Source organism: Rhodococcus sp. H-CA8f, from assembly GCF_002501585.1.
In the GTDB taxonomy this organism is placed as follows: domain Bacteria; phylum Actinomycetota; class Actinomycetes; order Mycobacteriales; family Mycobacteriaceae; genus Rhodococcus_F; species Rhodococcus_F erythropolis.
In genome coordinates this window covers 5,820,381-5,841,647 of record NZ_CP023720.1, presented here as the reverse complement: position 1 = coordinate 5,841,647, position 21,267 = coordinate 5,820,381, and the positions used below count along the sequence as shown (strand labels likewise).

The following is a 21,267-nucleotide window of genomic DNA, read 5'->3' as shown; positions in this document are numbered from 1 at the left end:
ACTCCGTTTCAATCGAAAGATATCGCCGAACCGACTGGTGTCGAACGTAGTTCTGCGGGCCGGTGGGCGACATGATTTCGGTCTGCCCACCGGACCCGTTCTCACTCTCCGCTCAGGCGGCGTTCTGCTCGAACCATCCCGAGAGGAGGACAGCGGACGGATCGATGTCCGCGGAGATCTTGCCCTGCTCGCGGAAGAATGCAACAAGTTCGTTTGCGCGCTCCACGTCGTCCTCGGTGAATCCGCGTCCACCGAAATCGATTTGGGTCACCCGGTCTGCGGCCTCGGCCGGGTCCATCTGGATAGACGCGGCAATTGCGGTTGCAGCCCGATCCGGATCCGAGTTCACGATTGCCGACGCTTCCGAGATCACCTTGAACACCTTGCCTGCGGTTTCTTCGTTCGCGGACAACCAGTTGTCCGAAGCGATGATCCATTGGGCGTACTTGGCGCCGAAGTCGCCGGTCGTGGCAACAACGCGCCCGCCGGTATTGACACTCTGCGTCACCCAGGGGTCGAAGGACAGGAAGCCGTCGATGTCACCGCGCGCCAGCAAAGCAGGCTGTTCGGGCGGGCTTGTGCTCACGAGTGTGACCGTCGTGGGGTCGATGCCGAGACTGGCCAGGTACTGGTTCGTGAAGTAGAGGCCGATGCCGGGGAAGACGCCCATGGTCTTGATCGACTTCGGCTCGACGCCATTCCTCAGTACAACCTGGAAGTATCGGTCGGATTCCTGAAATACGCCCAGCGCCCGCAGGCTCGGATTGGCGGCCATGACGGACAGTGCTGTCGAGTCGGCATTGCCGGAGAGTTCCGAAGTTCCGGCTACGACGTTCTGGGCGCCCGCCGCCCCGCCTTCCGTCTGGATGACCTGGACGTCGAGGCCGGCGGCCTCGAACATGCCCTCGTGGTCGGCCAGGAAAATCGGGGCGTACGACGGGTCTACACCCACCGCGATCCGTACCAGGCCACCACTTTCCGCGGAGTTGTCGGTAGCGGGCCGGGTGCATCCGCTGACCGCGATCGTCAGGGCGGCGAGAGAAGCGACTGCGCCCACCCATTTCTTCTGAAATTTGTTGAGCATGATGGCCTCTCGGTAAATGGGAGCTGTCAGCGTCCCGTGAAGGTGGGGGACCGCTTGTCGAGGAATGACTGAAGTCCCTCAGCAGCGTCGTCCGTCTTGATCAGGTCGAGCACTGCCTCGAATTCGAGATCCAGCGCTTGATCGAGCGGCAACGACATGCCCTCGTCGACAATGCGTTTGATCATTCCGATGGTGGCAGTGGGTTTCGTCGCGAGTTCGCGTGCGAGGTCAGCGCAATGCGCATCGAGGTCGGCGTCCGCAACGACGGTGTCGACCAGGCCGATATCGAGTGCATGCTCGGCGCTGAGGCGCTTGCCTTCGATCATGAGCACTTTGGCTCGGTGAGCGCCGATGAGGCGTGGAAGTCGCTGGCTGCCACCGGCACCCGGAAAAAGCCCAAGTCCGATCTCGGGGAAGCCGATGGTCGCCGACTGCGCCATGATGCGGAAGTCGCAGGCCAACGTCAGTTCTGCTCCGCCGCCGAGTGCGTGCCCGTTGATCTTCGCGACGACAGGTTTGGGAGCCGACTCGAGGATCCGCTGTACGTCGACCCACGGGCGCATCGCGCGCTGAGTTTCTTCCGTCAGCTCGCGCATCACGGTGATGTCCGCACCGGCGACGAAGAACCGTCCAGTGCCCGTCACGACAATGACGCGGACGGTCTGGTCCGACGCGAGTACCGGCAGTATCTCCAGAAGCTCGGCGATCATGCTGGGGTTGAATGCGTTGGCTGGAGGTTTGTCGATAGTCACGGTGGCAATCGAGTCTGTGACGTCGACGGTGACGAAGTTGTAGGTCTGGCCGGTCTGTCTCGTCAAGTGAGCTCCTGTCAGCGGGTTGGCGGGGTAAACCGGTCGAGCCGGGGGATGTGTAGTGGGAAGTATGGTGGGGACCCTCACGCGGCGGTACCGCTCGGGTTCGGTCAGTAGACCAATGCGGATGCTGATCGCGTAGGAACTTTCTTCGCTGTGATCACGGCGATATTTGCTCCTGTGACAGGATTGAGCCCGTGACTTCTGCAGTACCGACACCGCCCGCGCCCTCCGTCGACAAGCGTCCCGAGTCGATTTTCACCATTGGGACCAGGCTCGAGGACCGACTCGGACGAACCGGCACCATCCACACACCACACGGCGATATCGCGACTCCGTCGTTCGTGGCAGTCGGAACCAAGGCCACGGTCAAGGCCGTGTTGCCCGAGTCCATGAAGGAACTCGGTGCGCAGTCGTTGCTCGCCAATGCGTACCACCTGTACCTGCAGCCGGGACCCGACATCGTCGACGAGGCGGGCGGGTTGGGTAAGTTCATGAACTGGGACGGGCCTACCTTCACCGACAGCGGCGGCTTCCAGGTGATGTCCCTTGGCGTCGGGTTCAAGAAGGTGCTCGCGATGGAGGCCGTCGGCGTGCAGTCCGACGACGTCATCGCAAAGGGCAAAGAGCGTCTCGCGACGGTCGACGACGAGGGCGTGACGTTCAAATCGCACCTCGACGGCAGCAAGCATCGCTTCACCCCCGAGGTGTCGATGCAGATTCAGCATCAGTTGGGTGCCGACATCATGTTCGCGTTCGACGAGCTCACCACGTTGCTCAACACCCGCGGCTATCAGGAGCGATCGGTCGAGCGCACGCAGGCGTGGGCGATCCGCTGCATCAACGAGCACGAGAAGCTCACCGCTGAACGCGCCGAGAAGCCCTATCAGGCTCTCTTCGGGGTGATCCAAGGCGCGCAGTACGAAGATCTGCGTCGTCAAGCCTGCCGTGGCCTCGAGTCGATCGAAGGCGAGAACGGATACGGCTTCGACGGGTACGGCATCGGCGGCGCCCTCGAGAAGCAGAACCTCGGCACAATTGTGCGTTGGTGTAACGAGGAACTACCCGAGACCAAGCCGCGTCATATGCTCGGCATCAGTGAACCGGACGACTTCTTCGTCGCAATCGAGAACGGCGCGGACACTTTCGACTGCGTCAATCCGTCGCGTGTTGCTCGCAATGCCGCGATCTACGTCCGCTCCGGCCGGTTCAACATCAATACCAGCCGATTCCGTCGTGACTTCACGCCTATCGACGACGAGTGCGACTGCTACACCTGCGCCAATTACACCCGCGCGTACATCCATCACCTGTTCAAGGCGAAGGAAATGCTCGCGTCGACGCTGTGCACCATCCACAACGAGCGATTCACCGTGAAGTTGGTCGACGACATCCGAGCCAGCATCGAAGGCGGATACTTCCACGACTTCAAAGCGGACATGCTCGGAAAGTTCTATGCGGCGAAGACGCCTGCACCTCAGACGTAGGTCGGTTCGCGCTTCTTCACGTAGGCGATGACGCGGTAGGTGATCGGCATGACCAGAACCTCGACAAGCGTCTTCCACAGGAAGCCGACCAGCACGTAGTTGATGAAGTCTTCCCACGTACTGATGCCGATGACACCGGCTGCGATGGAACAGAAGATGAGGGTGTCGGCGAATTCGCCGACGACGGTCGAGCCGATCAGCCGCGCCCACAGGTGCTTCTCCTGCATGCGCTTTTTCATCATGACCAGGACCAGGGAGTTCAGCAGCTGGCCGACGAGGTAGGCGGCCAATCCTGCGACCAGCAGCCGGGGAATGACGCCGACCACGGTTTCGAGGGCGGCCTGGTTCTCGTAGAACTCTGCCGACGGGAGTTGCACAGCGATCCAGAAGCATGCGGATGCAAGAATCAGTGCGCCGAAGCCCAGGTAGATCGCGCGTCGGGTCGCTTTGAAGCCGTACACCTCGCTGAGTACGTCACCGAGGACGTAGGCAAGCGGGAACAAGAAGAATCCACCATCGGTGATGATGGGCAGAATCTGCAAGGGACCGAGCGAGAAGTCGGAATCCGCAAAGAAGGCGACCCCCTTGGTCGCCGCCACGTTCGAGATCAGCAGCGTTGCGGTGAAGAGCGCGACGATTGTCGGGTAATAACCCCGGCTGACGTGCGCAAATTTGGTTTCGTGGGTCGATTCGTCTTGCTGATCCTGAGCTGTCACGTCCGTCATCCAAGCACCACAAGGCGCTCGGATGCGAGTTGGCGACCGTCCAGTTGCGCAGAACACACCGAAGGCCCTGCGGTTTCACGTGGAACCGCAGGGTCTTCGGTGATGCAAACGAACTGATCAGGCAGCTACATGGCCGCCGGTCAGCACGCGGTATGCATAGGTACTGGCGATCAGCGCGACGGGCGCCGTCACGAGAAGACCGATTCCGCACAGCAGTGCGCCGATGATGTTGATACCGATCAGAGCGAGCGCCAGCAGGATCAACGTTCCGACGTTCGACGAGGTCAACGCGTAGCTCGATTTGATGCCCGAAATCGCATCCTGATTCTTGTCCACGATGAAGGTCAGCGTGTAGTAGAGCAGGAACGCCGCGATGATGCCGGGAATGATGCACAGAACCAAACCGACATAGGTGGCGACGGCGACAAGGAAACCGCCGAGAACAACTGCACCGATGTTCGTGAATTGGAAGAAGGTGCCGAAAGCCGGCTTGATTCCGTCCAATTCGCTCAACGCTCCACGAAGGAATGCGGCTTGGATGATGTAGCCGACGATTGCGGTGACCAATCCACCCACGATCGACAGCGCGCTGAATTCGGTATTGGTGTAGTCGAAGCCGTTGAAAGCACCCTGGATGAGTCCGGCGATCAGAAAAGCGATGATCGAGATCCCGATCCAGACCAGTGCGTTGTCTTTGAACTTGTTCCAGCCGTAGGAAATTGCCGCACCCACAGAAAGCTGGGGGGCGCCGAAGCCTGCGCCGTAGTCATTCGGGGGCGGAGGCGGGAAGTTGCCACCACCGGGAGGAGGCGGGTACCCACCGGGAGGCGGGTAGTTTCCGCCGGGAGGGGGATAGCTTCCACCCTGCGGGGGTGGAGGGAAGTTGCCCTGTGGGGGCGGCGGGTAGCCGCCGGGCGGGGGATAACTTCCACCCTGCGGAGGACCGGCCGGTGGAGGATAACTCCCCGGAGGGGGTGTTCCCTGCTGGCCGTACGGATCCTGGGGTGGGAATTGCTTCCCATCTTCTGGGTTCTGGTTGGGGTCTTGCCCACCGGTTGTCATATATGTCTACCTAACCCTTGACTACCTGAGTCCCACCAGCGAGCTCGTCATGCTTGCCCTGCTTGGTGGGGCTGTTGTTGATGGTGACCGCGATGACGATGTAGGCGACCAGCGCGAGGATTCCGCCGATGATCGGAATGATCGAGAGCAACGTGAAGGCGTTGCGAATCGCAGACTGCTGGACGGAGGGGCGAGGTGCGCCGCCCGGACCGTGCACTGAAAGGCCCAGAATCATCTTTCCCAAAGTCCGACCCTGCGTTACTTCCATTGCGATGAAGTAAGCGAAGGTCAGAATTCCCGAGAACAGTCCCGAGATCAGAATCAAGCTGTCGGAGTCACTGACCAAGAGAGCCAGAATCGCGGCGATGATGCCGACGATGATTCCGTCGATGATGCGGGCGCCGAGTCGAATCCACAGATCACCCGGCTGAGCACCCGAGGGCAGTCGATTTCCTCCGCCGTACGCACCTTGGTCGTTGAACTGCGGAGGCGGCGGGAAGTTGCCGCCCTGCGGAGGCGGCGGGTATCCACCGGGCGGCGGGTAGTTGCCACCCTGAGGGGGCGGGAAGTTCCCGCCCTGTGGAGGAGGCGGGTAGCTACCGCCCTGCGGGGGGCCGGCGGGAGGTGGGTAACTTCCGGGAGGAGGTGTTCCCTGCTGGCCATATGGATCCTGGGGTGGGAATTGCTTCCCTCCTTCTGGATTCTGGTTGGGGTCGTACCCGCCGGTTGTCATGTGTTCCCCTCAGTCGTAAATATCGCGCTCGAGTGTGACAGTGGATATGACCCTACTGGGATCAAAGAGCGATGTGGATGACATCTGCTCACTTGGATTCGGAGGTCACCTGTGGTTTAGGCTGCGTTGTATGACGAGTTCCGGGGGCAACAACGACGATTCTTCGAGCGATTACCAGGCAAAACCTGGATACGGAGAATTTCCGAGCCTGCCGCCCGAGGGGTACGGCGTGTCCCCGTCCGAAACGCAGTCTTCACCTGAAGTTCCCGGATATACCACTCCCAACGAGCAGTACCCGGGTTATCCGCCGCCGTCGTACAACCCAACCGGTAATACGCCTCAGCCGGGTGGAATTGGTGAACCCAATCCATACCTGCCGCCGCAGAATTTCGGACCGCCGAATCAATATCAGCCGAATCAATATCAGCAATCCGGACAATACGGACAAGCTCAATACGGACAGCCCCAATACGGTCAACCGCCGAATGCGTACGGTCAACCGAACCAATTCGCTGGTGGATACATCCCGCCGATGCAGCCAGTCGGCACCAATGGTCTCGCAATTGCGTCGTTGGTGGTATCGCTTGCAGGCGGTTGCTTCTACAGTCTCGGCGGAATCATCGGAATCATTCTGGGAATCGTCGCGCTCAATCAGATCAAGCAGACAGGTCAAGAGGGACGCGGGCTTGCGATAGCCGGAATTGCGGTCGGAGCAACCTTCTTGGCCATTTTTGCCGTGATTCTCGTGGTCGCACTCATCGCGAGCGCATCGTCGTCGTACTGAAGTGGCGTCGTACTGAAGTGGCTGGCGCTCACACGGGAGTGACTATGGACGACGCAGGAAGTGGCTTCCCGAAGTAATAGCCCTGGCCCATGTCGCAGCCGGCTCGCAAGACGTTGGCTGCGTGTTCCGCGGTTTCGACGCCCTCGGCGATCGAATCAAGCCCGAGCTTCCGCGCGATGTCGGCGATTGACTCCATGACCATGAAGGCGCGGTCTCCAGCACGACCCGCTGCGCTGACGGCCCAGGTCAAGGATTGGTCGACCTTGAGAATGTCGAGCGGCAATTCCGACAACGCGGAGAAAGACGCGAAGCCCGCCCCGAAATCATCCAGCGCGATTCGAATTCCCTCGTTATGCAAGACGTGAAGGGTCTCGGCGGCATGCCGACCCACGACGCCGAGTTCGGTGACTTCCACGATGATTCTGCTCAGTGGGGTTTCTGAACTGTCCAGCGCTCCGAGGATCTCGTGAGCGGCGTGCGGGGTAGCGAGTTGGCGAGGTGAAAAGTTGACCGCGACCATCATGTGCTCAGGCCACGACGCTGTTTGGGCACAGATCATGTCCAGAGCCTGCAGCCCGATGGGAATGATGAGCCCAGAGGATTCGGCGGAGCGCATGAAATCTTGGGGTTCGATCAACCCTCGAAGCGGATGGCGCCACCGCAGAAGTGCTTCATAGCTGATAATTGCTGACGAGTTCAGATTTACCTGGGGTTGATACAACACCTCGAATTGATGGTCGTCGAGTGCCTCGCGAAGCTCGCGGACCATGCGTATTCCTTTTCGTCCTGAGTCGCCCGTGCCGCACGTGCGTGTCAGCGTGGATGCTGCAAGTGGGTACTGCGGTCGGATCCCAGGTTCAGATCCCGGGCGTAGTTTTGCAGGGACTACTCGCCCTGAATTTCCTTCGCCAGTCTTGACCGTACTTCACTAATCGAGAATTGCCAACGAATAGCTATTGCGGACGGCTTTGTCATATCGGACAATCGAGCTTTTGTCCCGACGAGGTGTCGATTGAAACTTCACTTACTTCGCCGGGAAAATCCACGGGGTTCGGGGGATCTTGCGAGAGTCGAATCGATCCGCCAATTGGAGTGGTGTGACAACTTCGCCGGGTTCAGCGAGACCGATGCTCGACGCGATCATTGTCAGGACCTGTTCGGCACTGCGTCCGGCCTCGAGTTGATCGGCCAGAGTCACTGCGCCGTCGCGCTTCGCGAGTCGTTTGCCTTCACTGTTCAACGCGAGAGGAACGTGGGCGTACGACGGCGGTTCGATGTCGAGCAGTTGAGCAAGGTGCGCCTGACGCGGCGCCGAGGTCAGGAGGTCGTCGCCGCGGACCACTTGATCGATGTTCTGCGCACCGTCGTCGACGACAACGGCGAGGTTGTAGGCGGGTACGCCGTCTCCGCGGAGCAGGACGACGTCGTCGACTTGCCCCGTCACCTCGCCGAACAGTTCGTCGTGCACGGTGAACGAATCGATGTCGGCCCGTAGCCTCAGCGCGGGGGATCGGCCGCTTGCCGATTTCTCGGCGCGTTCGGCCGCCGACAGGTTCCGGCACGTGCCGGGGTAGGCGCCGTCTGGAGCATGGGGAGCGGACGGTGCCTGCAGGATCTCCTTGCGTGTGCAGAAGCAGGGATAGGTCAGGTGGCGCTCGCGTAATAGCTCGATAGCGTTGTGGTACAAGGGAAGACGGTGCGATTGTAAGACGACTGGGCCGTCCCATGTGAGGCCGAGCCTGCGCAGATCGTCGAGTTGTCGCTCCATCGAGCCGGGTCGGACACGGTCGAGATCCTCGACGCGAATGAGGAAGTCGCGCCCGCTGGTGCGGGCGAACAGCCAGGCCAAGAGGGCGGTACGGAGGTTTCCCAGATGGAGATCGCCGGACGGGCTCGGCGCGAAGCGTCCTGCTCCGGCCACGTCAGCTGGCGAGCCCGACGGAGGCGAGCGGGTTCTCGGCGTCGTGCAAGGTGAGGCGGATCTGGGTTTCCAAAGCGTGATCGAGGTACTGCGGCGGATACATGGCGGGGCTTCCGAGTGCGTCGAGGGCCAATCCATTGACGGTTGAAAGTAGAAGTGCCGCTCTGGTTTCCGCTTCCGGAGTTCCGATCCCGATCAGAACTGTCGAGATGCCGGTGCGGATTGTGAACAGGGTTGTCCGGCGGATTTCGGAGAGTGACTCACTGGTTGCGGCGCGCACGGCAAACGCGGCGAGCACATGCGCCTCACGCGTGCGTTGCTCGTCGAGGGGCAGGAGTTGCGAGAGCGCCTGGAACAGGGCGGTATGCGGGTCCGCGTCGGCGGACGATTCGGCCAGTCTGGTCAACAATCGATCGACGAGTGTTCGCAGTGCGAATGCGAACATCTCGTCCTTGGTCGAGAAATGATGTTGCACTGCGCCGATCGAGACACCCGCCCGTTTTGCGACCTCGCGAACGCTGGCATTTTCCAGTCCGGATTCCGCGGCGACATCGAACAATGCCGCCGCAAGCAGGTCTGGACTCGTGGAGGATTTTCGGCGTTCCGGCATACCGCGACATTACATGTGTATGGAAGTAATGCCCACGTCAGGGGTGCTTTTTCACGCCTTCCGGCCGAGGAAGGCAAGGAGTTTCGTCGCTTTGTCAGCGTTGTCCGGAACCTGTATTTCCGGGCCGCACACACCGCTCATACGGATCGACTCGCCGAGGCCCGCGGCGATCTCCGACACCCACTCCACGTCCGTGTCACGCATCGTCGTATCGGTGCCGGTCGCGGCTGCGAGATCCCAACCGTGGATGACCAGATCGAAACACAAGAACCCCTCGACCGTGGCCCCGAGGTTGGTCCGGCCGAAGTGCCCGTCGTATTCGAGGGTGGACTTTGCCGGATCGTCCAGAATGGCCTGCATCGAATCTCGGACGGCCGCCCAGGCTGCCGACGGGTCGTCGTCGACCGACGGACCGGGTGCCAATTCCAGGCCGACTACCTTGACCATGTCTCGTTCGCTGTCGAGCACGTGTCTCACCACGTCGCGGGCGGTCCAGCCCTCGCAGGGGGAAGCGTTGTCCCAGCGGTCGGCGGGTACGGCGTCGATCCGCGCCGTGAAGCCGGCGGCCAGATCCCGATAACGCTGGGCGGGGGAGATCTCTGTTGAAGTCATGACAGCAATCCTTCTCCACCGCGGCGCGTCATGATTGATTATTTCGGACATTCACTCGATCTCCGGGGCTTCCGCCCAGATGTCCATCGGTACGACCCCGGCGCTCTTGCCTTCGTCATCGAGAAGTCGGCCCACCCTCTTCATCGATCGCAGCACCACTGACCTGTTCAGCACCACCAGGCCCGGTGCCTCTTGTGCGAGTTGTACTTCGGTAATGGGAGTTTCGCGAAGGGAGTGTGCGGCGATCGCGAGCAGTGTGTTGGCGCGTCCACCGGATATCCGCATGCACACTCGTGTTCCAGGCACTCGCTCCACCAGAGCACGAATCGTCGACCGGTCCGTGGGATCGACATATCCCCACACCCAGGTCACGAGGGGCCAGCCGGACAGCGGTAGAGACACGTCGCAGCGGAACACGATTTGGTTGCGCGACGTCAGTTCGGCAAGTCGCCGCCTGACCGTACTTTCGCTGAGGCCGGTACCGACCGTGAGCTCGGCAATCGAGGATCGACCGTCCTCGCCCAGCTTCAATATCAATTGGCGGTCGACCGCGTCGAAAGTCTTCCCGTGATGGCGCTGATCCGTCGGAGCATATTTGTAGCGCACAGGCCGGTCTGTCATCACCGCCCGCTGCGTGGCATCGAGTACCTGCAATTTCCAGTCGTCTCCGATCGCGAAGACCTCGGTGACGAGGTGCGCACGCGAACTGACGATCCCGGGCACCGACGCGAGTGAGCGAAGCAGGAAACGCGACAGGAAAGCCATGTCTCTGACCTCGACGAGAAGAGTCAAGTCGCCTGGGCCGCTTGTGTGTTCGACGCTCAGAACCTGCGGCCAGCGGGCAAGACGTTCCGCAATCGCCAAGGCGTTCGAAGTCGTACAGTCGACTTCCACGAAAGCCAGACACGATTCCGGACGGCCGTGGCCGGTTGCCCTCGCGGAGACCCAGGCGGTGCCGGAGTCCTGTAGCCGTTGCCAGCGGCGCGCGACGGTAACCGGATCAACTTTGAGCGCGTCACCAACCGTGCGCCACGACGCTCGCGGGTCGAGTTGCAGGCAATTGATCAGGGCGAGGTCGACGTCGTCGAGCACGGCGGAATCCTGCGTTTCTTCGATCATGTTGCAAGTATCGTGCATCTTCATTGTGTCTGGGATCACTTCATTCATGCTCGAAGGGCAGAACGCGGTGGCAAGTGCCCACCGCGTTCGTGCTGTGAAAGGAGAACCCAGATGTCGTCCACCACGTTGTCCGCTGTTCCAACCGAGAGAAGTCTCGACTGGGTGCAGCGCCTCATCGGAATCGATACAACGAGTGCCGTGAGCAATCGACCGTTGATCGATCTCATCGCCGCGGAACTACGTCGCCACGGGGTCGAGCCGATACTCGTTTCCGACGACGAGGGTTCCAAGCTGAACCTGTTGGCAACATTCACGCCTCCTGACGGAAGCACTGCCGGTGGAGTGATGTTTTCCGGCCATACAGATGTAGTGCCGGTCGACGATCAAGACTGGAGCAGCCACCCTTTCACTCCCGAAATTCGCGACGGAAGTCTGTACGGACGTGGCACGTGCGACATGAAGTCGTTCATCGGGATCGTTGTCGCGGCGATCCCCGACATCGTTGCTCGGCCGCTGGCGAAGCCGATTCACTTTGCATTCTCCTACGACGAGGAAGTCGGCTGCATCGGTGCGGCCGGGTTGGTCGAGGAGGTTGTTTCCCGGAACCTGCGCCCTGATGTGTGCGTCGTCGGAGAGCCGTCGGAGATGCGGGTCATTCGCGCACACAAGTCGATGAACGTCATACGTGTTGATCTGCATGGTGTTTCGGCGCACTCGTCGCTTACTCCGCAAGGAGTCAACGCGATCGAATACGGCGCGGAGTTGATTCGATTCGTCAGAAGCGCGGCCGACGAGCTCCGTGCGTCCGGCCCGTACGACGACGCATTCGACGTGGCCTGGACGACGTGCTCGGTCAATCTCGTATCCGGCGGGATCGCAGTGAACACTGTCCCCGAGGATTGCTCCATCACTTTCGAATTCAGGAGCATCAGCTCAGCTGGCGCCGCAGATTTGCTCGAACGCTTTGCCGCCGAGGCGAATCGGATCGAAAACCTGATGCAGGAAGAAAACCCGTCAGCCTCCGTGACGATGCACGTGTCGGCCTCGGTTCCTCCCCTGGAGACGGATGCGAATGCTTCGGCGGCCGCACTGGTCGAACAATGGGGTGGTCGACCCTCGGACGAAAAGGTCGCGTACGCCACCGAGGCCGGGATGTTCGCGAGTATCGGTGTCCCCACTGTTGTGTGTGGGCCGGGAAGCATCACTCAGGCGCATGCACCTGACGAGTACGTGACACTTGACCAATTGGCACAGTGCGAGCAGTTCGTTCGGAACGTCATCGCTCACGCCCGCGCCTGACCCACCCTCACCCCCTAAGGAAAACCATGTCCACGGCAACTACGCCAACCTCCGGAGCAGTCACCCCGGAACGCCTGGCCGCTGCTCGCAAGGCGGTGATCAGCAGTTCGCTCGGCGCTGCGCTCGAATGGTTCGACGTCATCGTCTACGCATCATTTGCAGTGGTCATCGCCCATAACTTCTTTCCCGGCGGCGACAACACTCTCGGCTTGATACTGACGTTCGCGACGTTCGCGATCTCATACGTCATCCGGCCGCTTGGCGGGATGGTTCTCGGAAGCTATGCCGACCGTCGCGGGCGCAAGAACGCCTTGACGTTGACGATGATGCTGATGATGATCGGCACGTTCATCATGGCGGTGGCGCCGACGACCTCGATGATCGGGCCGTGGGCCGGCGTCGTCATCCTGGTTTCGCGACTCATTCAAGGATTCTCCGCAGGCGGTGAATTCGGTACTGCTACAACCTTCCTCGTGGAAACTGCACCGCACAAGAAGGCGTTCTACTCTTCCTGGCAGGTTGCCAGCCAGGGTGCTTCGGTTTTCCTGGCATCGTTGTTCGGATACGTGCTCAATACCCATCTCTCGCATGAAGCGCTTTACTCATGGGGCTGGCGCGTTCCGTTCTTCTTCGGCATCATCGTCGGGCCGGTCGGTCTCTACATCCGCGCCAAGCTCGATGAAACGGACGATTTCAAGACGAGCGTCCCGGAAAAGGCCCCGCTGAAGACGACGCTGACCAGGCATCTCGGCCGGGTGCTGACCGGCGCCGCAGTAGTCGGCGTCGCGACGATCTCGATCTACCTCATCTTGTACATGCCGACGTTTGCCGTGAAGAACCTCGGAGTATCCGCCTCTGCCGGCTACCTCGGCGGAATCGTCGCCGGACTGGTCACCTTGATCACCGTGCCGTTGATCGGTCATCTTGCAGACCGGGTCGGACCTGCGAGAGTTATGACCTGGGCCGCCGTTGCGGCAATCGTCCTGGCCTGGCCGCTCTTCAAACTGATGGTCGATCACCCCTCGACTTTGACGCTCGTCCTGGTTGTTTCGGCCCTGGGCGTCATCATGGCGTTTGCCTTCGGCCCGTTGCCTGCCTTGATGAGTTCGCTGTTCCCGGCGGAGATCCGGGCTACCGGGATGTCTTTGTCGTACAACCTCGGCGTGACCTTGCTCGGCGGAATCGCGCCGTTGGTCTTGACCTGGTTGATCAGTACAACAGGCTCGCTCGACGCTCCGAGCTACTACTACATGACGGTCGCAGTGCTCTCCCTCGGCGGGCTGTGGTCTGCCAGGACGCTTTTCAGTCAGAAGTGACGGCGGGGGAGCGCGGTAGCGATCATGCGACCGCGTCTCCCTCTGCCAGCGCGACAACGGTATCCGACCCGTGCCAGTCGGGGGCTTGGGTTCGCAGTAGAGCTGCCGGGGTCAGCGAAGAGATTCGGCGGCATTCACGCGTCAAGTGGGCCTGATCGCTGAATCCGCAGTGGGCTGCGGATTCAGCGAGGCCCAGTGCGGGTCGACTGCGAGCGAGCGCCATGAAACGCTGGAGGCGCAGGATCGAGCGCAGCGTTGCAGGGCCGTATCCGAAGGCGTCGTTGCATCGACGCTGGAGTTGGCGCGAAGTCAGTGCCGCCGCGTCGGCGAGAGTGCTGACATTCCACGAATGTTCGGACAGTGCGGTGCGGACGTGGTTGATCACCGGATCGTGACGGAAACTCGAACTTGCCCAACTCCGGACAGCGCTTTCGAGGATCGAGACTTGTTCGTGGTCTTCGGAATTTTCCAAGCGGTTCAACAGTATTCGTTCCGTGCGTGCGTCGGTTACAGCGCTGAGGTCAGCGCGAGAATCTCGAAGCTCGGACGCCGAGGTTCGCAACATCGGCGATGCCGATCCAGGGCGGAATCGAACACCCACGGAGCGTGTTCCGGGCGGAAGAGTGAATGACCATGCAGCGGTTTCGGGGCCACAGACGCGTATGCCGACGCCACGTATCCACAGCACGTCCATGCAAGCATCGGGCACGAGCAGGTGTTCACCTTCTGCGCACGCCGTCCAGCCACACACCAGGATGTCGGAGAGATCCGGGGCGACCGATTGTGGTGTGTACCAACCCATGACAAGAGCCTATCGAGCGCCACCGACACGAAGGCGAGTTCATTCGACCGGGCCGAAGCGATATCCGAACCCCCGGATGGTTTTGATGTACTTCGGTTTCGCGGGATTGGATTCGAGTTTGGACCGCAAGCTGAGAATGGTCGCGTCGACCACACGTGTCTTTTCGTGGTCGGAACCCCAGACGTTTCGGATCAGATGATCACGCGAGTACACGCGCCCAGGCTCGGTCGACAGTTCCAGGAGTACCCGCCATTCGGTCCGGCTGAGGACGAGCAGCTTTCCGCCCATCGTCGCCGTCATTGCACGTCGATCGAGGAGCAGGTCACCGTGACGTTGGTGTTTTCCGGCGGCGGGATGCGCGGTTTCACGAAGGATCGCGGTGACCCGAAGATCGAGCGCGTGAGAATCGATCGGGTTCAGTACGAAGTCCGAGACAGCGCCATGTGGTGCTTCGTCGATGTCCTCGTGGGTATCCACCAACATCATGATCGGCATCGAACTGCGCAAGCGGATCTGTCGTGCAATCTCGTAGCCGTCGATGTCCGGCAACAAGAGATCGATCACGGCGATATCGAAACTGTCGGTGTCCAGGTCGTCGAGTAGGCGGCGCCCGGTGCGGACGAGCTGTGTTTGATGACCAAAATGTACTAATTCGGCCCCGAGTGTCTGGGCAAGCTCCGAACGGTCGGTAGCTGCAAGTATCAAGCTCACGTGAAATCCTCCCCCCGAAGGTGTTACTAGTCGTAACAGCTTGCATTCTGGCAGATCATCCACCGCATGGCCACAACAAGGTGGCTGATCAAAAGTTGAGGGAACCTGGGTCGTTCGTCGCTAGACTTCTTTCATGGGCACTTTGTTCGCGTTGACGCTGCCAGGCTTGCTCGTGCTGCTGGTTCTGTTCGCGTTCGCCGAGACTCTCTGGAACCGGCTTACCGGTGGCCGCGCACTGCCGTGGACCAGGGGGCGCACGACTCGTCCGGTCTCGGCTGCGGGCTTCGAAGAGGTTGCTGCCCTGTTTCAGGGGTCCAAGCATCATGAATTCGAACAGCGGCAGAGCGCGTTGATGCATCGTGAGGACGGAACCGACGGTGACCCGCCGTGGGTGTCCGTCGATCCGGAAGCTAACAAGGTCGTTCTCCGTCGACGGAGTTGACAGTCGGGCTCAGGCCCAGTGGCTGGGGCGGGTCAGTGAATCGGGGAGTGTGGTAGCCGAATCGCCAACCGCCGCGTTGATCTGGAACTGAGTGAGAAAGATACTGCCGCGGAGTTTTGCGCCGCGAATGTCGGTGCCGCGCAAGTCTGCACCGATCAGATCGGCGCGATCGAGTTCGCAGCCGCGGAGGTCTGCACCGATCAGATAACTCCCGCGAAAGTTGGCCCCACGTAGGTCGGAACCACGAAACTTGGCTCCGATGAGGTCTGCGCCGCGGTGGTCGAGTTTGCGACCCTTCTTGCCTGAGATCGGCGAGCGCACAAGGTTACTCGTCTGCAAGAGCAGTGTGTTGACAGTCGCTCGGTGTGCTGAGACGTCGACGGCTCGAATCTGCGAAGGCGTGCCGTTAGTCAGGCTTTCCGTCTCTGCGAGTGCAGCGTCGAGTTCCTTTCGTATCGAGTGGGTTTGCTTCAGCGAGCGGGCTTCGGCGAGATACCAGAGCAGTTCGTGCAACTGGCGTACGACAGGGAACGTTTCGAACATGTCTGACGCGGTCTCCGGGGCATCATGCCAGCTGATGCCGTCGTAGGTCTGCTGTGAAACCTTCTGTCCCGCACCGAAACAGTCGTACACGGTGCAACCGGTGAAGCCCTTCTTTCGCAATCCGGTGTGAATGCCGCAACGGAAATCCTGCTGCAGGTTCTTGCAGGGGTCGCCGGCATTCTTGTTGGTCGCGAAGTCGGAGGACTTGGAAAAGGGGAGTGCGACGCAGCACAGGCCGAAGCAACTGCTGCAATCCGCGAGCAGATTGGTCTGGCCGGCAAGCACGCGTACTCCCGATTGTTGGGTTGGACGGAAAGTCTGGCTTCGAGTTCGTGAGTCTGTCAAACGAATTTTCGTGGTTCTGAAGCAGTCGATGCGCTGCTACGCTGCTTTTTCGCGTGTCGATTCGAAGCCGGGGGGCTTGGGTGGGGAACGAAGTACTGCAAGCGGGCGGCGGTTGGATTCGGGGCAAAAGGCGTTGGAAAGGCCGGAACTTTCGGGTCGACTTCGGTGATGGCCTCGTGTGGATATGATGCGCCGCAAACGATTCCACAAGCAGGGCTCGACGGGTACGCCGACGGCGGCGCGGGATCGCTGGATCGATTCCAAGACGGACTGCGTGCATCCCACGACGGCACGCATTAATGCAACACGGTCATCGGACACATTTACGGATCGACCGTGATCGGCGCTGCGGCGCCTCGGACGGACGATCAATGGACGCGAATGATCTGTTCTTCGTGGGAAGCCCCGGAACATGTCGGTGGCCACGTGTACGCCGCCGCCGCGGCCAACGATCCGGTTCCGATGATCGGGGACGTGTTCGGCGGTCTCTCGCATGGCGCGAACCCCGCGAACGATCTTCCGCTGATCGGATTCGGTGCCACTGTCATCGAGTCCGCACCCGGAACCGGGATCGACGCGGGTCTGTTGGGCGAGCTCCCCAGCCCAGTCGCACACAGCGAGTATTAGGAACGCACCAACCCGGCTCTTGCCGGGATGGGCCACGTGATCGCCGGACTAGGAGCGCCATGACCAACGCAACGCGACGCCGTAAATCACTCGGCATGTGCAGTATCGCGGTGGCAATCCTGCTGTCGGCGTGTACGACGACGGAGAACGGGAAAGTGATGGAAGCCAACTTGAATCTGACCCTCATGCAGGCACAGGCCAAGGTGATCGAATACATGACGGACACGATCACGGTACTGCCTCCGGGCGCCTACTTGACGCGGTATTCCGAACTGAACCAGAAGGTCACCCTCGATCCGGGTGGCACCGTCCCGTGCAATGACAGCAATCTGTCGAAGGACACATCCGTGGACTACGGCGTGACGTACTTCCTCACCTCAACTGAAACCGCCGACATCCCAGGTTTCGGTGATCCGATTCGCAATCTGTGGACTGAGCGCGGCTGGAAGTTTCGAACGTACGACTCCGCTGGGGACTCGACGAGCACCGAGACAATCTTGCCGGATGGATATCGAATGGTTCTGGAGGAGTACGCGCGGGGAGCAAGTTTGACCGGGTCGTCGCCGTGTTTCCCCCGACCCGATGCATCGGATCGTCCGAACGCGCCCGTGCAGATCGATCAACCTTGACCGGGCCCGCGTCCTCGTTTCCCGAGTTGACTGTCCTCGCTCGCCAAGTCGACGCCGAGGTCGGGAAGGTTCGCGCCCGCGCAGATGCTGGAGGTGGTGCAGTCAGCGTCGAGGTCGACGCGTACGGCGCGATCACTGACTTGCAACTGACCGAGGGCGGTCTCCGGGCCGGCGCGGCTGCGCTCTCCGCCTCGATCGCAGCGGCCCACCGAACCGCTTCTGCGTCAGCAGCGTCTGCCGCGCAAGAACTACGCGCCCCACTCCTCCGTGACCCTCGCGTCGCCAGGGCAATGAATGCTTTCAATGCAGTGGACGCGTTCGATCAGGCGCCGGCCGCACCTGAACCTCACGTGGTGAAACGAGCCGACCGCGCGTCAGTCGACGACGACCTACCCTTCGACGGCGGTTCGTTTATGCGACGTGCCTGAGCCCGGGCAAAAAGAACCCCTGCGAACCGCTTCTCAGCAGTTCACAGGGGTTCCTTTGGCGGAGGATAGGGGATTTGAACCCCTGAGGGCGTTAACCCAACCCGCGTTCCAGGCGAGCGCCATAGGCCACTAGGCGAATCCTCCGTGGAGCAGCATACCCAATTGCAGGCGTGAAGCGTTAAACGGGTACCTGACCTGCGAAGAACCGGTGGATCTCAGGGTTTGCATCTCCACCCCGGTAGGTGGTGTGCAGCGGCCGACGAAAGCCGTCTACACTGTTCATTGGATCCCGCGCGGCGCGCATCCTGTGAACTCCCCCAGGGCCGGAAGGCAGCAAGGGTCAACGGGCTCTGCCGGGTGCGCGGGGTCCTCTATTTTTTTCACATACCCGACCCCGCCTCGTCGGTGAAAGGCCGCTCCGGATGCCTATCCAAACCCAGATCGGGTTGATGAGCCATGAAGAACTCACCTCCGAGCATGAGAGCCAGAGCGCGAAGTACACGCAGCTCCAGGCGCAGAAGCTCGCACTCGATCTGACCCGCGGTAAGCCTTCCCCGGAACAACTCGACCTTTCCGCAGAGCTGCTGACGCTGCCCGGCGACGGTGACTTCCGTGACGGCAGCGGCACCGACTGTCGTAACTACGGCGGACTCACCGGTCTGCCGGAACTGCGCGCCATCTTCGGTGAGCTGCTGGGTATCCCCGTTGCGAACCTTCTCGCCGGCAACAACGCGAGCCTCGAGATCATGCACGACAACGTCGTGTTCTCACTGCTGCACGGCACTCCGGATTCGGCCCGGCCGTGGGCACAGGAAGAGAAGATCAAGTTTCTCTGCCCCGCACCGGGCTACGACCGCCACTTCGCGATCACCGAGTCCCTCGGCATCGAGATGATTGCGGTGCCGATGAACCACGACGGCCCGGATGTCGTCAAGATCGCCGAACTTGTTGCGTCAGATCCGCAGATCAAGGGCATGTGGGCGGTTCCGGTTTACGCGAACCCCACCGGCGCCGTGTACTCCGAAGAAATTGTCCGGACGCTCGCGTCGATGCCGACGGCCGCGCCGGACTTCCGCCTGTACTGGGACAACGCATATGCCGTGCATCCTCTCGTCGGCGAGACCGCACCTTCCTACGACATTCTCTCGATGGCAGCGGAGGCCGGACACCCCAACCGTCCGCTCGTGTTCGCGTCGACGTCCAAGATCACTTTCGCCGGCGCTGGTGTGAGCTTCTTCGGTAGCTCGGCGGAAAACCTTGCCTGGTACCAGAAGTTCCTGGGTAAGAAGAGCATCGGACCTGACAAGGTCAATCAGCTTCGCCACCTGCGTTTCTTCGGCAATGCCGACGGCGTTCGTGCGCACATGGAGAAGCATCGCGCGTTCCTCGCACCCAAGTTCGAGCTCGTACTGCGGATCCTCGAGGATCGTCTCGGTGCTTCGAAGGTCGCGTCCTGGACCGAGCCGAAGGGCGGATACTTCATCAGCCTCGACGTGGTCGACGGCACGGCCAAGCGCGTCATCGAACTGGCGAAGAACGCGGGTATCGCGCTCACCGCTGCCGGATCGGCTTTCCCGTACAGCACGGATCCGGACGACCGGAACATCCGGTTGGCCCCGAGCTTCCCGTCCACGGCTGAACTCGAAGTTGCCATGGACGGCGTGGCGACGTGTGTCCTGCTCGCAGCCACCGAATCGCGTCTCTCCGAGATCTGAGTTCTCTAAGCGGCGTGCCCGGTCGGTACTTTTCGGTCTCGTCTTGTACCGTTCGGAGCATCAATTCCCGACATAGGGTGTAAATCCCGGAGGTTGTAGTGACGGGCGCGATCAACGCTTCGGATGGACCCTCTTTCGAGGCGCACACCGCGAAATCAGAGTCGGTCATCGAAGCTGACATACCGCGACGCAGTCTCCGTGTCGGTGTTCTCGGATTCTCTGTGCTCGGTGTTCTGGCAGTCGCGTCCGTGCTGATGGTTCTTTTCGCCGTGCCGATGAATACGCGGTACTGGGGGATCTTCGAAAATTTCCTCGATCTCGACGTCTACCGCCACGGCGGCAGCGTTGTGGTTCAGGGCCTTCCGTTGTACGACGGGCCAGTCCTGGAAGGGATGATGTTCACGTACACCCCGTTTGCGGCTTTGCTGTTCACGGTGTGGGCGGTGCTCTCGTTCAAACAGGCGATTGTCGTGTGGACGGGTTTGAACATCGCTGCGTTGTTCGCAGTGATCGTGTTGTGCTGGAAGTACCTCGGTTATCGGCTCGACGTGAAGGCTTACGCCGTCAGTGCGTTGGCCACCACGATCTTTCTGTTCATGGAACCGATACGTACGACGCTCTGGCTCGGGCAGATCAACATCTTCCTGCTGCTCTTGATCGTGTGGGACCTCGGTCGGGACGAGAAGAGTCGGCTCCGAGGAATCGGGGCAGGCATCGCCGCCGGTGTGAAGCTCACTCCGGCCTTCTTCTGGGCGTACCTCTTCATCACTCGTCAATGGCGTGCGTTGGTGACGGCCGTCGTGACGTTCGCGGCGACCGTCGCGATTGGTTTCGTCGTGATCTACAACGATGCGTACAAGTACTGGACCGGCACTCTTGTCGACAGCGAACGCGTCGGACCGACGGATGCTCCGAGCAACCAGTCCGTGTCCGGTCTGATTGCTCAGCTCACTCACACTCCGACGCCGTCGCGGGTCCTGGTCCTCGTCTTCAGTGCGCTGGCAGTATGCCTCGGACTCGGTGCCGCGTGGATTGCTCACCGGCACGGCCAGAAATTGCTCGGCCTCACCATGACGGGGTTGACTGCGACCACTGTCTCGCCGTTCTCGTGGGGTCATCACTGGGTGTGGTTCGTCCCGCTGGTCGTCCTCGCCGCGCACTACGCGATGGTGTCGAAGAAGCGCTGGGCGTGGGTGGCGCCGTTCGTTTTCCTGCTCCCAGTCTTGAACTGGTCTCACACCTGGTGGGACCCGTCGGTCATTCCGGGTACGGATCGCTTTGTCGGAATGGGCCTGTTCATGTTCGTGCCACCCGAGTATCTGCGGATTCCGACCGTCGGCGTCTACCTCTGGGTCTTCACGCTTGCCGCGGTCTCGACGTTGGTTCTGTTCGGCTGGAAGAAGTGGAAGATTCCGGCTCCGGATGCGTCGGCGCCGGTCACAACTGCCGCCTGACGTGGCA

The 21,267-nt window shown here is 61.0% G+C and carries 23 protein-coding genes, 1 tRNA gene and 1 other RNA gene; 11 read left to right on the top strand and 14 right to left on the bottom strand.

Going from position 1 to position 21,267, the window contains the following annotated elements; translation table 11 throughout:
* Window positions 1-112: 112 nt before the first annotated feature.
* Complete coding sequence (locus tag CPI83_RS27155) at window positions 113-1,084, bottom strand: ABC transporter substrate-binding protein (protein WP_007731596.1); 972 nt, start codon at window positions 1,082-1,084, stop codon at window positions 113-115.
* 26 nt (window positions 1,085-1,110) lie between these two features.
* Complete coding sequence (locus CPI83_RS27150; protein ID WP_020723626.1) at window positions 1,111-1,902, bottom strand: enoyl-CoA hydratase-related protein; 792 nt, start codon at window positions 1,900-1,902, stop codon at window positions 1,111-1,113.
* A gap of 191 nt (window positions 1,903-2,093) precedes the next feature.
* Here CPI83_RS27150 and tgt point away from each other — a divergent pair, with 191 nt between their 5' ends.
* On the top strand, window positions 2,094-3,383 hold the full coding sequence (tgt, locus tag CPI83_RS27145; RefSeq protein WP_019746508.1) for a tRNA guanosine(34) transglycosylase Tgt: 1,290 nt from the start codon (window positions 2,094-2,096) through the stop codon (window positions 3,381-3,383).
* On the opposite strand, the gene CPI83_RS27140 is transcribed toward tgt, so the two are convergent.
* From CPI83_RS27140 to CPI83_RS31430, 3 genes are all read right to left on the bottom strand, one after another.
* Window positions 3,374-4,108, bottom strand: a complete 735-nt coding sequence (locus CPI83_RS27140) for a queuosine precursor transporter (RefSeq protein ID WP_097387999.1) — start codon at window positions 4,106-4,108, stop codon at window positions 3,374-3,376. The two genes, tgt and CPI83_RS27140, sit on opposite strands and share 10 nt — an antisense overlap.
* 117 nt (window positions 4,109-4,225) lie before the next feature.
* Complete coding sequence (locus tag CPI83_RS27135; protein WP_019746510.1) at window positions 4,226-4,840, bottom strand: hypothetical protein; 615 nt, start codon at window positions 4,838-4,840, stop codon at window positions 4,226-4,228.
* A 340-nt stretch (window positions 4,841-5,180) separates the two neighbouring features.
* Window positions 5,181-5,903, bottom strand: coding sequence for an RDD family protein (locus CPI83_RS31430; RefSeq protein WP_020968189.1), 723 nt, complete (start codon window positions 5,901-5,903; stop codon window positions 5,181-5,183).
* 130 nt (window positions 5,904-6,033) lie between these two features.
* On the opposite strand from CPI83_RS31430, the gene CPI83_RS27125 reads away from it, so the two are divergent.
* The gene (locus tag CPI83_RS27125) at window positions 6,034-6,687 is read left to right on the top strand and encodes a DUF4190 domain-containing protein (protein ID WP_097387998.1); all 654 of its coding nucleotides are present in this window, start codon (window positions 6,034-6,036) and stop codon (window positions 6,685-6,687) included.
* A gap of 28 nt (window positions 6,688-6,715) precedes the next feature.
* Here the strand turns inward: CPI83_RS27125 and CPI83_RS27120 are convergent, their stop codons facing one another.
* From CPI83_RS27120 to CPI83_RS27100, 5 genes are all read right to left on the bottom strand, one after another.
* A complete protein-coding gene (locus CPI83_RS27120) occupies window positions 6,716-7,456 on the bottom strand; it encodes an EAL domain-containing protein (protein WP_097387997.1) in 741 nt (246 codons plus the stop codon).
* Between the two features lie 255 nt (window positions 7,457-7,711).
* Window positions 7,712-8,608 carry a tRNA glutamyl-Q(34) synthetase GluQRS gene (gluQRS, locus tag CPI83_RS27115; protein WP_097387996.1) on the bottom strand — a complete coding sequence of 299 codons (897 nt, stop codon included), beginning with the start codon at window positions 8,606-8,608 and terminating at the stop codon, window positions 7,712-7,714.
* 1 nt (window position 8,609) lies between these two features.
* Entirely contained in the window at window positions 8,610-9,218 is a 609-nt protein-coding gene (locus CPI83_RS27110) for a TetR/AcrR family transcriptional regulator (RefSeq protein WP_019746515.1), read from the bottom strand.
* 51 nt (window positions 9,219-9,269) lie between these two features.
* Window positions 9,270-9,830, bottom strand: coding sequence for a TIGR03086 family metal-binding protein (locus tag CPI83_RS27105; RefSeq protein ID WP_080910602.1), 561 nt, complete (start codon window positions 9,828-9,830; stop codon window positions 9,270-9,272).
* 51 nt (window positions 9,831-9,881) lie between these two features.
* The gene (locus CPI83_RS27100; protein ID WP_225989443.1) at window positions 9,882-10,949 is read right to left on the bottom strand and encodes an Lrp/AsnC family transcriptional regulator; all 1,068 of its coding nucleotides are present in this window, start codon (window positions 10,947-10,949) and stop codon (window positions 9,882-9,884) included.
* A gap of 111 nt (window positions 10,950-11,060) precedes the next feature.
* Between CPI83_RS27100 and argE the strand changes: the two genes are divergently transcribed.
* Window positions 11,061-12,248 (top strand): acetylornithine deacetylase, encoded by a 1,188-nt coding sequence (argE, locus tag CPI83_RS27095; protein WP_097387995.1) that lies wholly within the window; start codon window positions 11,061-11,063, stop codon window positions 12,246-12,248.
* Between the two features lie 26 nt (window positions 12,249-12,274).
* Window positions 12,275-13,564, top strand: coding sequence for an MFS transporter (locus tag CPI83_RS27090; protein WP_092765385.1), 1,290 nt, complete (start codon window positions 12,275-12,277; stop codon window positions 13,562-13,564).
* Window positions 13,565-13,586: 22 nt separating this feature from the next.
* Here CPI83_RS27090 and CPI83_RS27085 read toward each other — a convergent pair whose 3' ends face one another.
* Both CPI83_RS27085 and CPI83_RS27080 read right to left on the bottom strand, forming a co-directional pair.
* Entirely contained in the window at window positions 13,587-14,366 is a 780-nt protein-coding gene (locus CPI83_RS27085) for a helix-turn-helix domain-containing protein (protein WP_046377798.1), read from the bottom strand.
* Window positions 14,367-14,405: 39 nt separating this feature from the next.
* Entirely contained in the window at window positions 14,406-15,077 is a 672-nt protein-coding gene (locus CPI83_RS27080) for a response regulator transcription factor (RefSeq protein ID WP_019746521.1), read from the bottom strand.
* Window positions 15,078-15,210: 133 nt separating this feature from the next.
* Between CPI83_RS27080 and CPI83_RS27075 the strand changes: the two genes are divergently transcribed.
* A complete protein-coding gene (locus CPI83_RS27075) occupies window positions 15,211-15,519 on the top strand; it encodes a DUF6191 domain-containing protein (protein WP_007731580.1) in 309 nt (102 codons plus the stop codon).
* Between the two features lie 9 nt (window positions 15,520-15,528).
* Here the strand turns inward: CPI83_RS27075 and CPI83_RS27070 are convergent, their stop codons facing one another.
* Window positions 15,529-16,347 carry a pentapeptide repeat-containing protein gene (locus CPI83_RS27070; protein WP_097387994.1) on the bottom strand — a complete coding sequence of 273 codons (819 nt, stop codon included), beginning with the start codon at window positions 16,345-16,347 and terminating at the stop codon, window positions 15,529-15,531.
* 396 nt (window positions 16,348-16,743) lie between these two features.
* On the opposite strand from CPI83_RS27070, the gene CPI83_RS27065 reads away from it, so the two are divergent.
* The 3 genes from CPI83_RS27065 to CPI83_RS27060 are packed head-to-tail and all read left to right on the top strand — an operon-like array spanning window position 16,744 to window position 18,091.
* Window positions 16,744-17,034: a hypothetical protein gene (locus CPI83_RS27065; protein ID WP_097387993.1), complete on the top strand. Its 291-nt coding sequence runs from the start codon at window positions 16,744-16,746 to the stop codon at window positions 17,032-17,034.
* A 59-nt stretch (window positions 17,035-17,093) separates the two neighbouring features.
* Complete coding sequence (locus tag CPI83_RS30795; protein WP_157920630.1) at window positions 17,094-17,663, top strand: hypothetical protein; 570 nt, start codon at window positions 17,094-17,096, stop codon at window positions 17,661-17,663.
* Complete coding sequence (locus tag CPI83_RS27060; protein WP_157920629.1) at window positions 17,660-18,091, top strand: YbaB/EbfC family nucleoid-associated protein; 432 nt, start codon at window positions 17,660-17,662, stop codon at window positions 18,089-18,091. Before CPI83_RS30795 ends, CPI83_RS27060 begins: the two co-directional genes overlap by 4 nt.
* A gap of 56 nt (window positions 18,092-18,147) precedes the next feature.
* Here CPI83_RS27060 and CPI83_RS27055 read toward each other — a convergent pair.
* Window positions 18,148-18,235: transfer RNA gene (locus tag CPI83_RS27055), tRNA-Ser, on the bottom strand.
* Between the two features lie 136 nt (window positions 18,236-18,371).
* Here CPI83_RS27055 and ffs point away from each other — a divergent pair.
* From ffs to CPI83_RS27040, 3 genes are all read left to right on the top strand, one after another.
* An RNA gene (gene ffs, locus CPI83_RS27050) (signal recognition particle sRNA small type) lies at window positions 18,372-18,471 on the top strand.
* 42 nt (window positions 18,472-18,513) lie between these two features.
* Window positions 18,514-19,806, top strand: a complete 1,293-nt coding sequence (locus CPI83_RS27045) for an aminotransferase class I/II-fold pyridoxal phosphate-dependent enzyme (RefSeq protein ID WP_019746524.1) — start codon at window positions 18,514-18,516, stop codon at window positions 19,804-19,806.
* Window positions 19,807-19,904: 98 nt separating this feature from the next.
* The gene (locus tag CPI83_RS27040) at window positions 19,905-21,260 is read left to right on the top strand and encodes a glycosyltransferase 87 family protein (protein WP_020968199.1); all 1,356 of its coding nucleotides are present in this window, start codon (window positions 19,905-19,907) and stop codon (window positions 21,258-21,260) included.
* Window positions 21,261-21,267: the final 7 nt, after the last annotated feature.

What these genes read in the sequence shown, in the direction of transcription:
- CPI83_RS27155 (WP_007731596.1), bottom strand. Translation starts at nt 1,084, where the DNA reads ATGCTCAACAAATTTCAGAAGAAATGGGTGGGCGCAGTCGCTTCTCTC.
- CPI83_RS27140 (WP_097387999.1), bottom strand. Translation starts at nt 4,108, where the DNA reads ATGACGGACGTGACAGCTCAGGATCAGCAAGACGAATCGACCCACGAA.
- CPI83_RS31430 (WP_020968189.1), bottom strand. Translation starts at nt 5,903, where the DNA reads ATGACAACCGGCGGGTACGACCCCAACCAGAATCCAGAAGGAGGGAAG.
- CPI83_RS27125 (WP_097387998.1), top strand. Translation starts at nt 6,034, where the DNA reads ATGACGAGTTCCGGGGGCAACAACGACGATTCTTCGAGCGATTACCAG.
- CPI83_RS27120 (WP_097387997.1), bottom strand. Translation starts at nt 7,456, where the DNA reads ATGGTCCGCGAGCTTCGCGAGGCACTCGACGACCATCAATTCGAGGTG.
- CPI83_RS27110 (WP_019746515.1), bottom strand. Translation starts at nt 9,218, where the DNA reads ATGCCGGAACGCCGAAAATCCTCCACGAGTCCAGACCTGCTTGCGGCG.
- CPI83_RS27105 (WP_080910602.1), bottom strand. Translation starts at nt 9,830, where the DNA reads ATGACTTCAACAGAGATCTCCCCCGCCCAGCGTTATCGGGATCTGGCC.
- CPI83_RS27100 (WP_225989443.1), bottom strand. Translation starts at nt 10,949, where the DNA reads ATGATCGAAGAAACGCAGGATTCCGCCGTGCTCGACGACGTCGACCTC.
- argE (WP_097387995.1), top strand. Translation starts at nt 11,061, where the DNA reads ATGTCGTCCACCACGTTGTCCGCTGTTCCAACCGAGAGAAGTCTCGAC.
- CPI83_RS27090 (WP_092765385.1), top strand. Translation starts at nt 12,275, where the DNA reads ATGTCCACGGCAACTACGCCAACCTCCGGAGCAGTCACCCCGGAACGC.
- CPI83_RS27085 (WP_046377798.1), bottom strand. Translation starts at nt 14,366, where the DNA reads ATGGGTTGGTACACACCACAATCGGTCGCCCCGGATCTCTCCGACATC.
- CPI83_RS27075 (WP_007731580.1), top strand. Translation starts at nt 15,211, where the DNA reads ATGGGCACTTTGTTCGCGTTGACGCTGCCAGGCTTGCTCGTGCTGCTG.
- CPI83_RS30795 (WP_157920630.1), top strand. Translation starts at nt 17,094, where the DNA reads ATGACCAACGCAACGCGACGCCGTAAATCACTCGGCATGTGCAGTATC.
- CPI83_RS27045 (WP_019746524.1), top strand. Translation starts at nt 18,514, where the DNA reads ATGCCTATCCAAACCCAGATCGGGTTGATGAGCCATGAAGAACTCACC.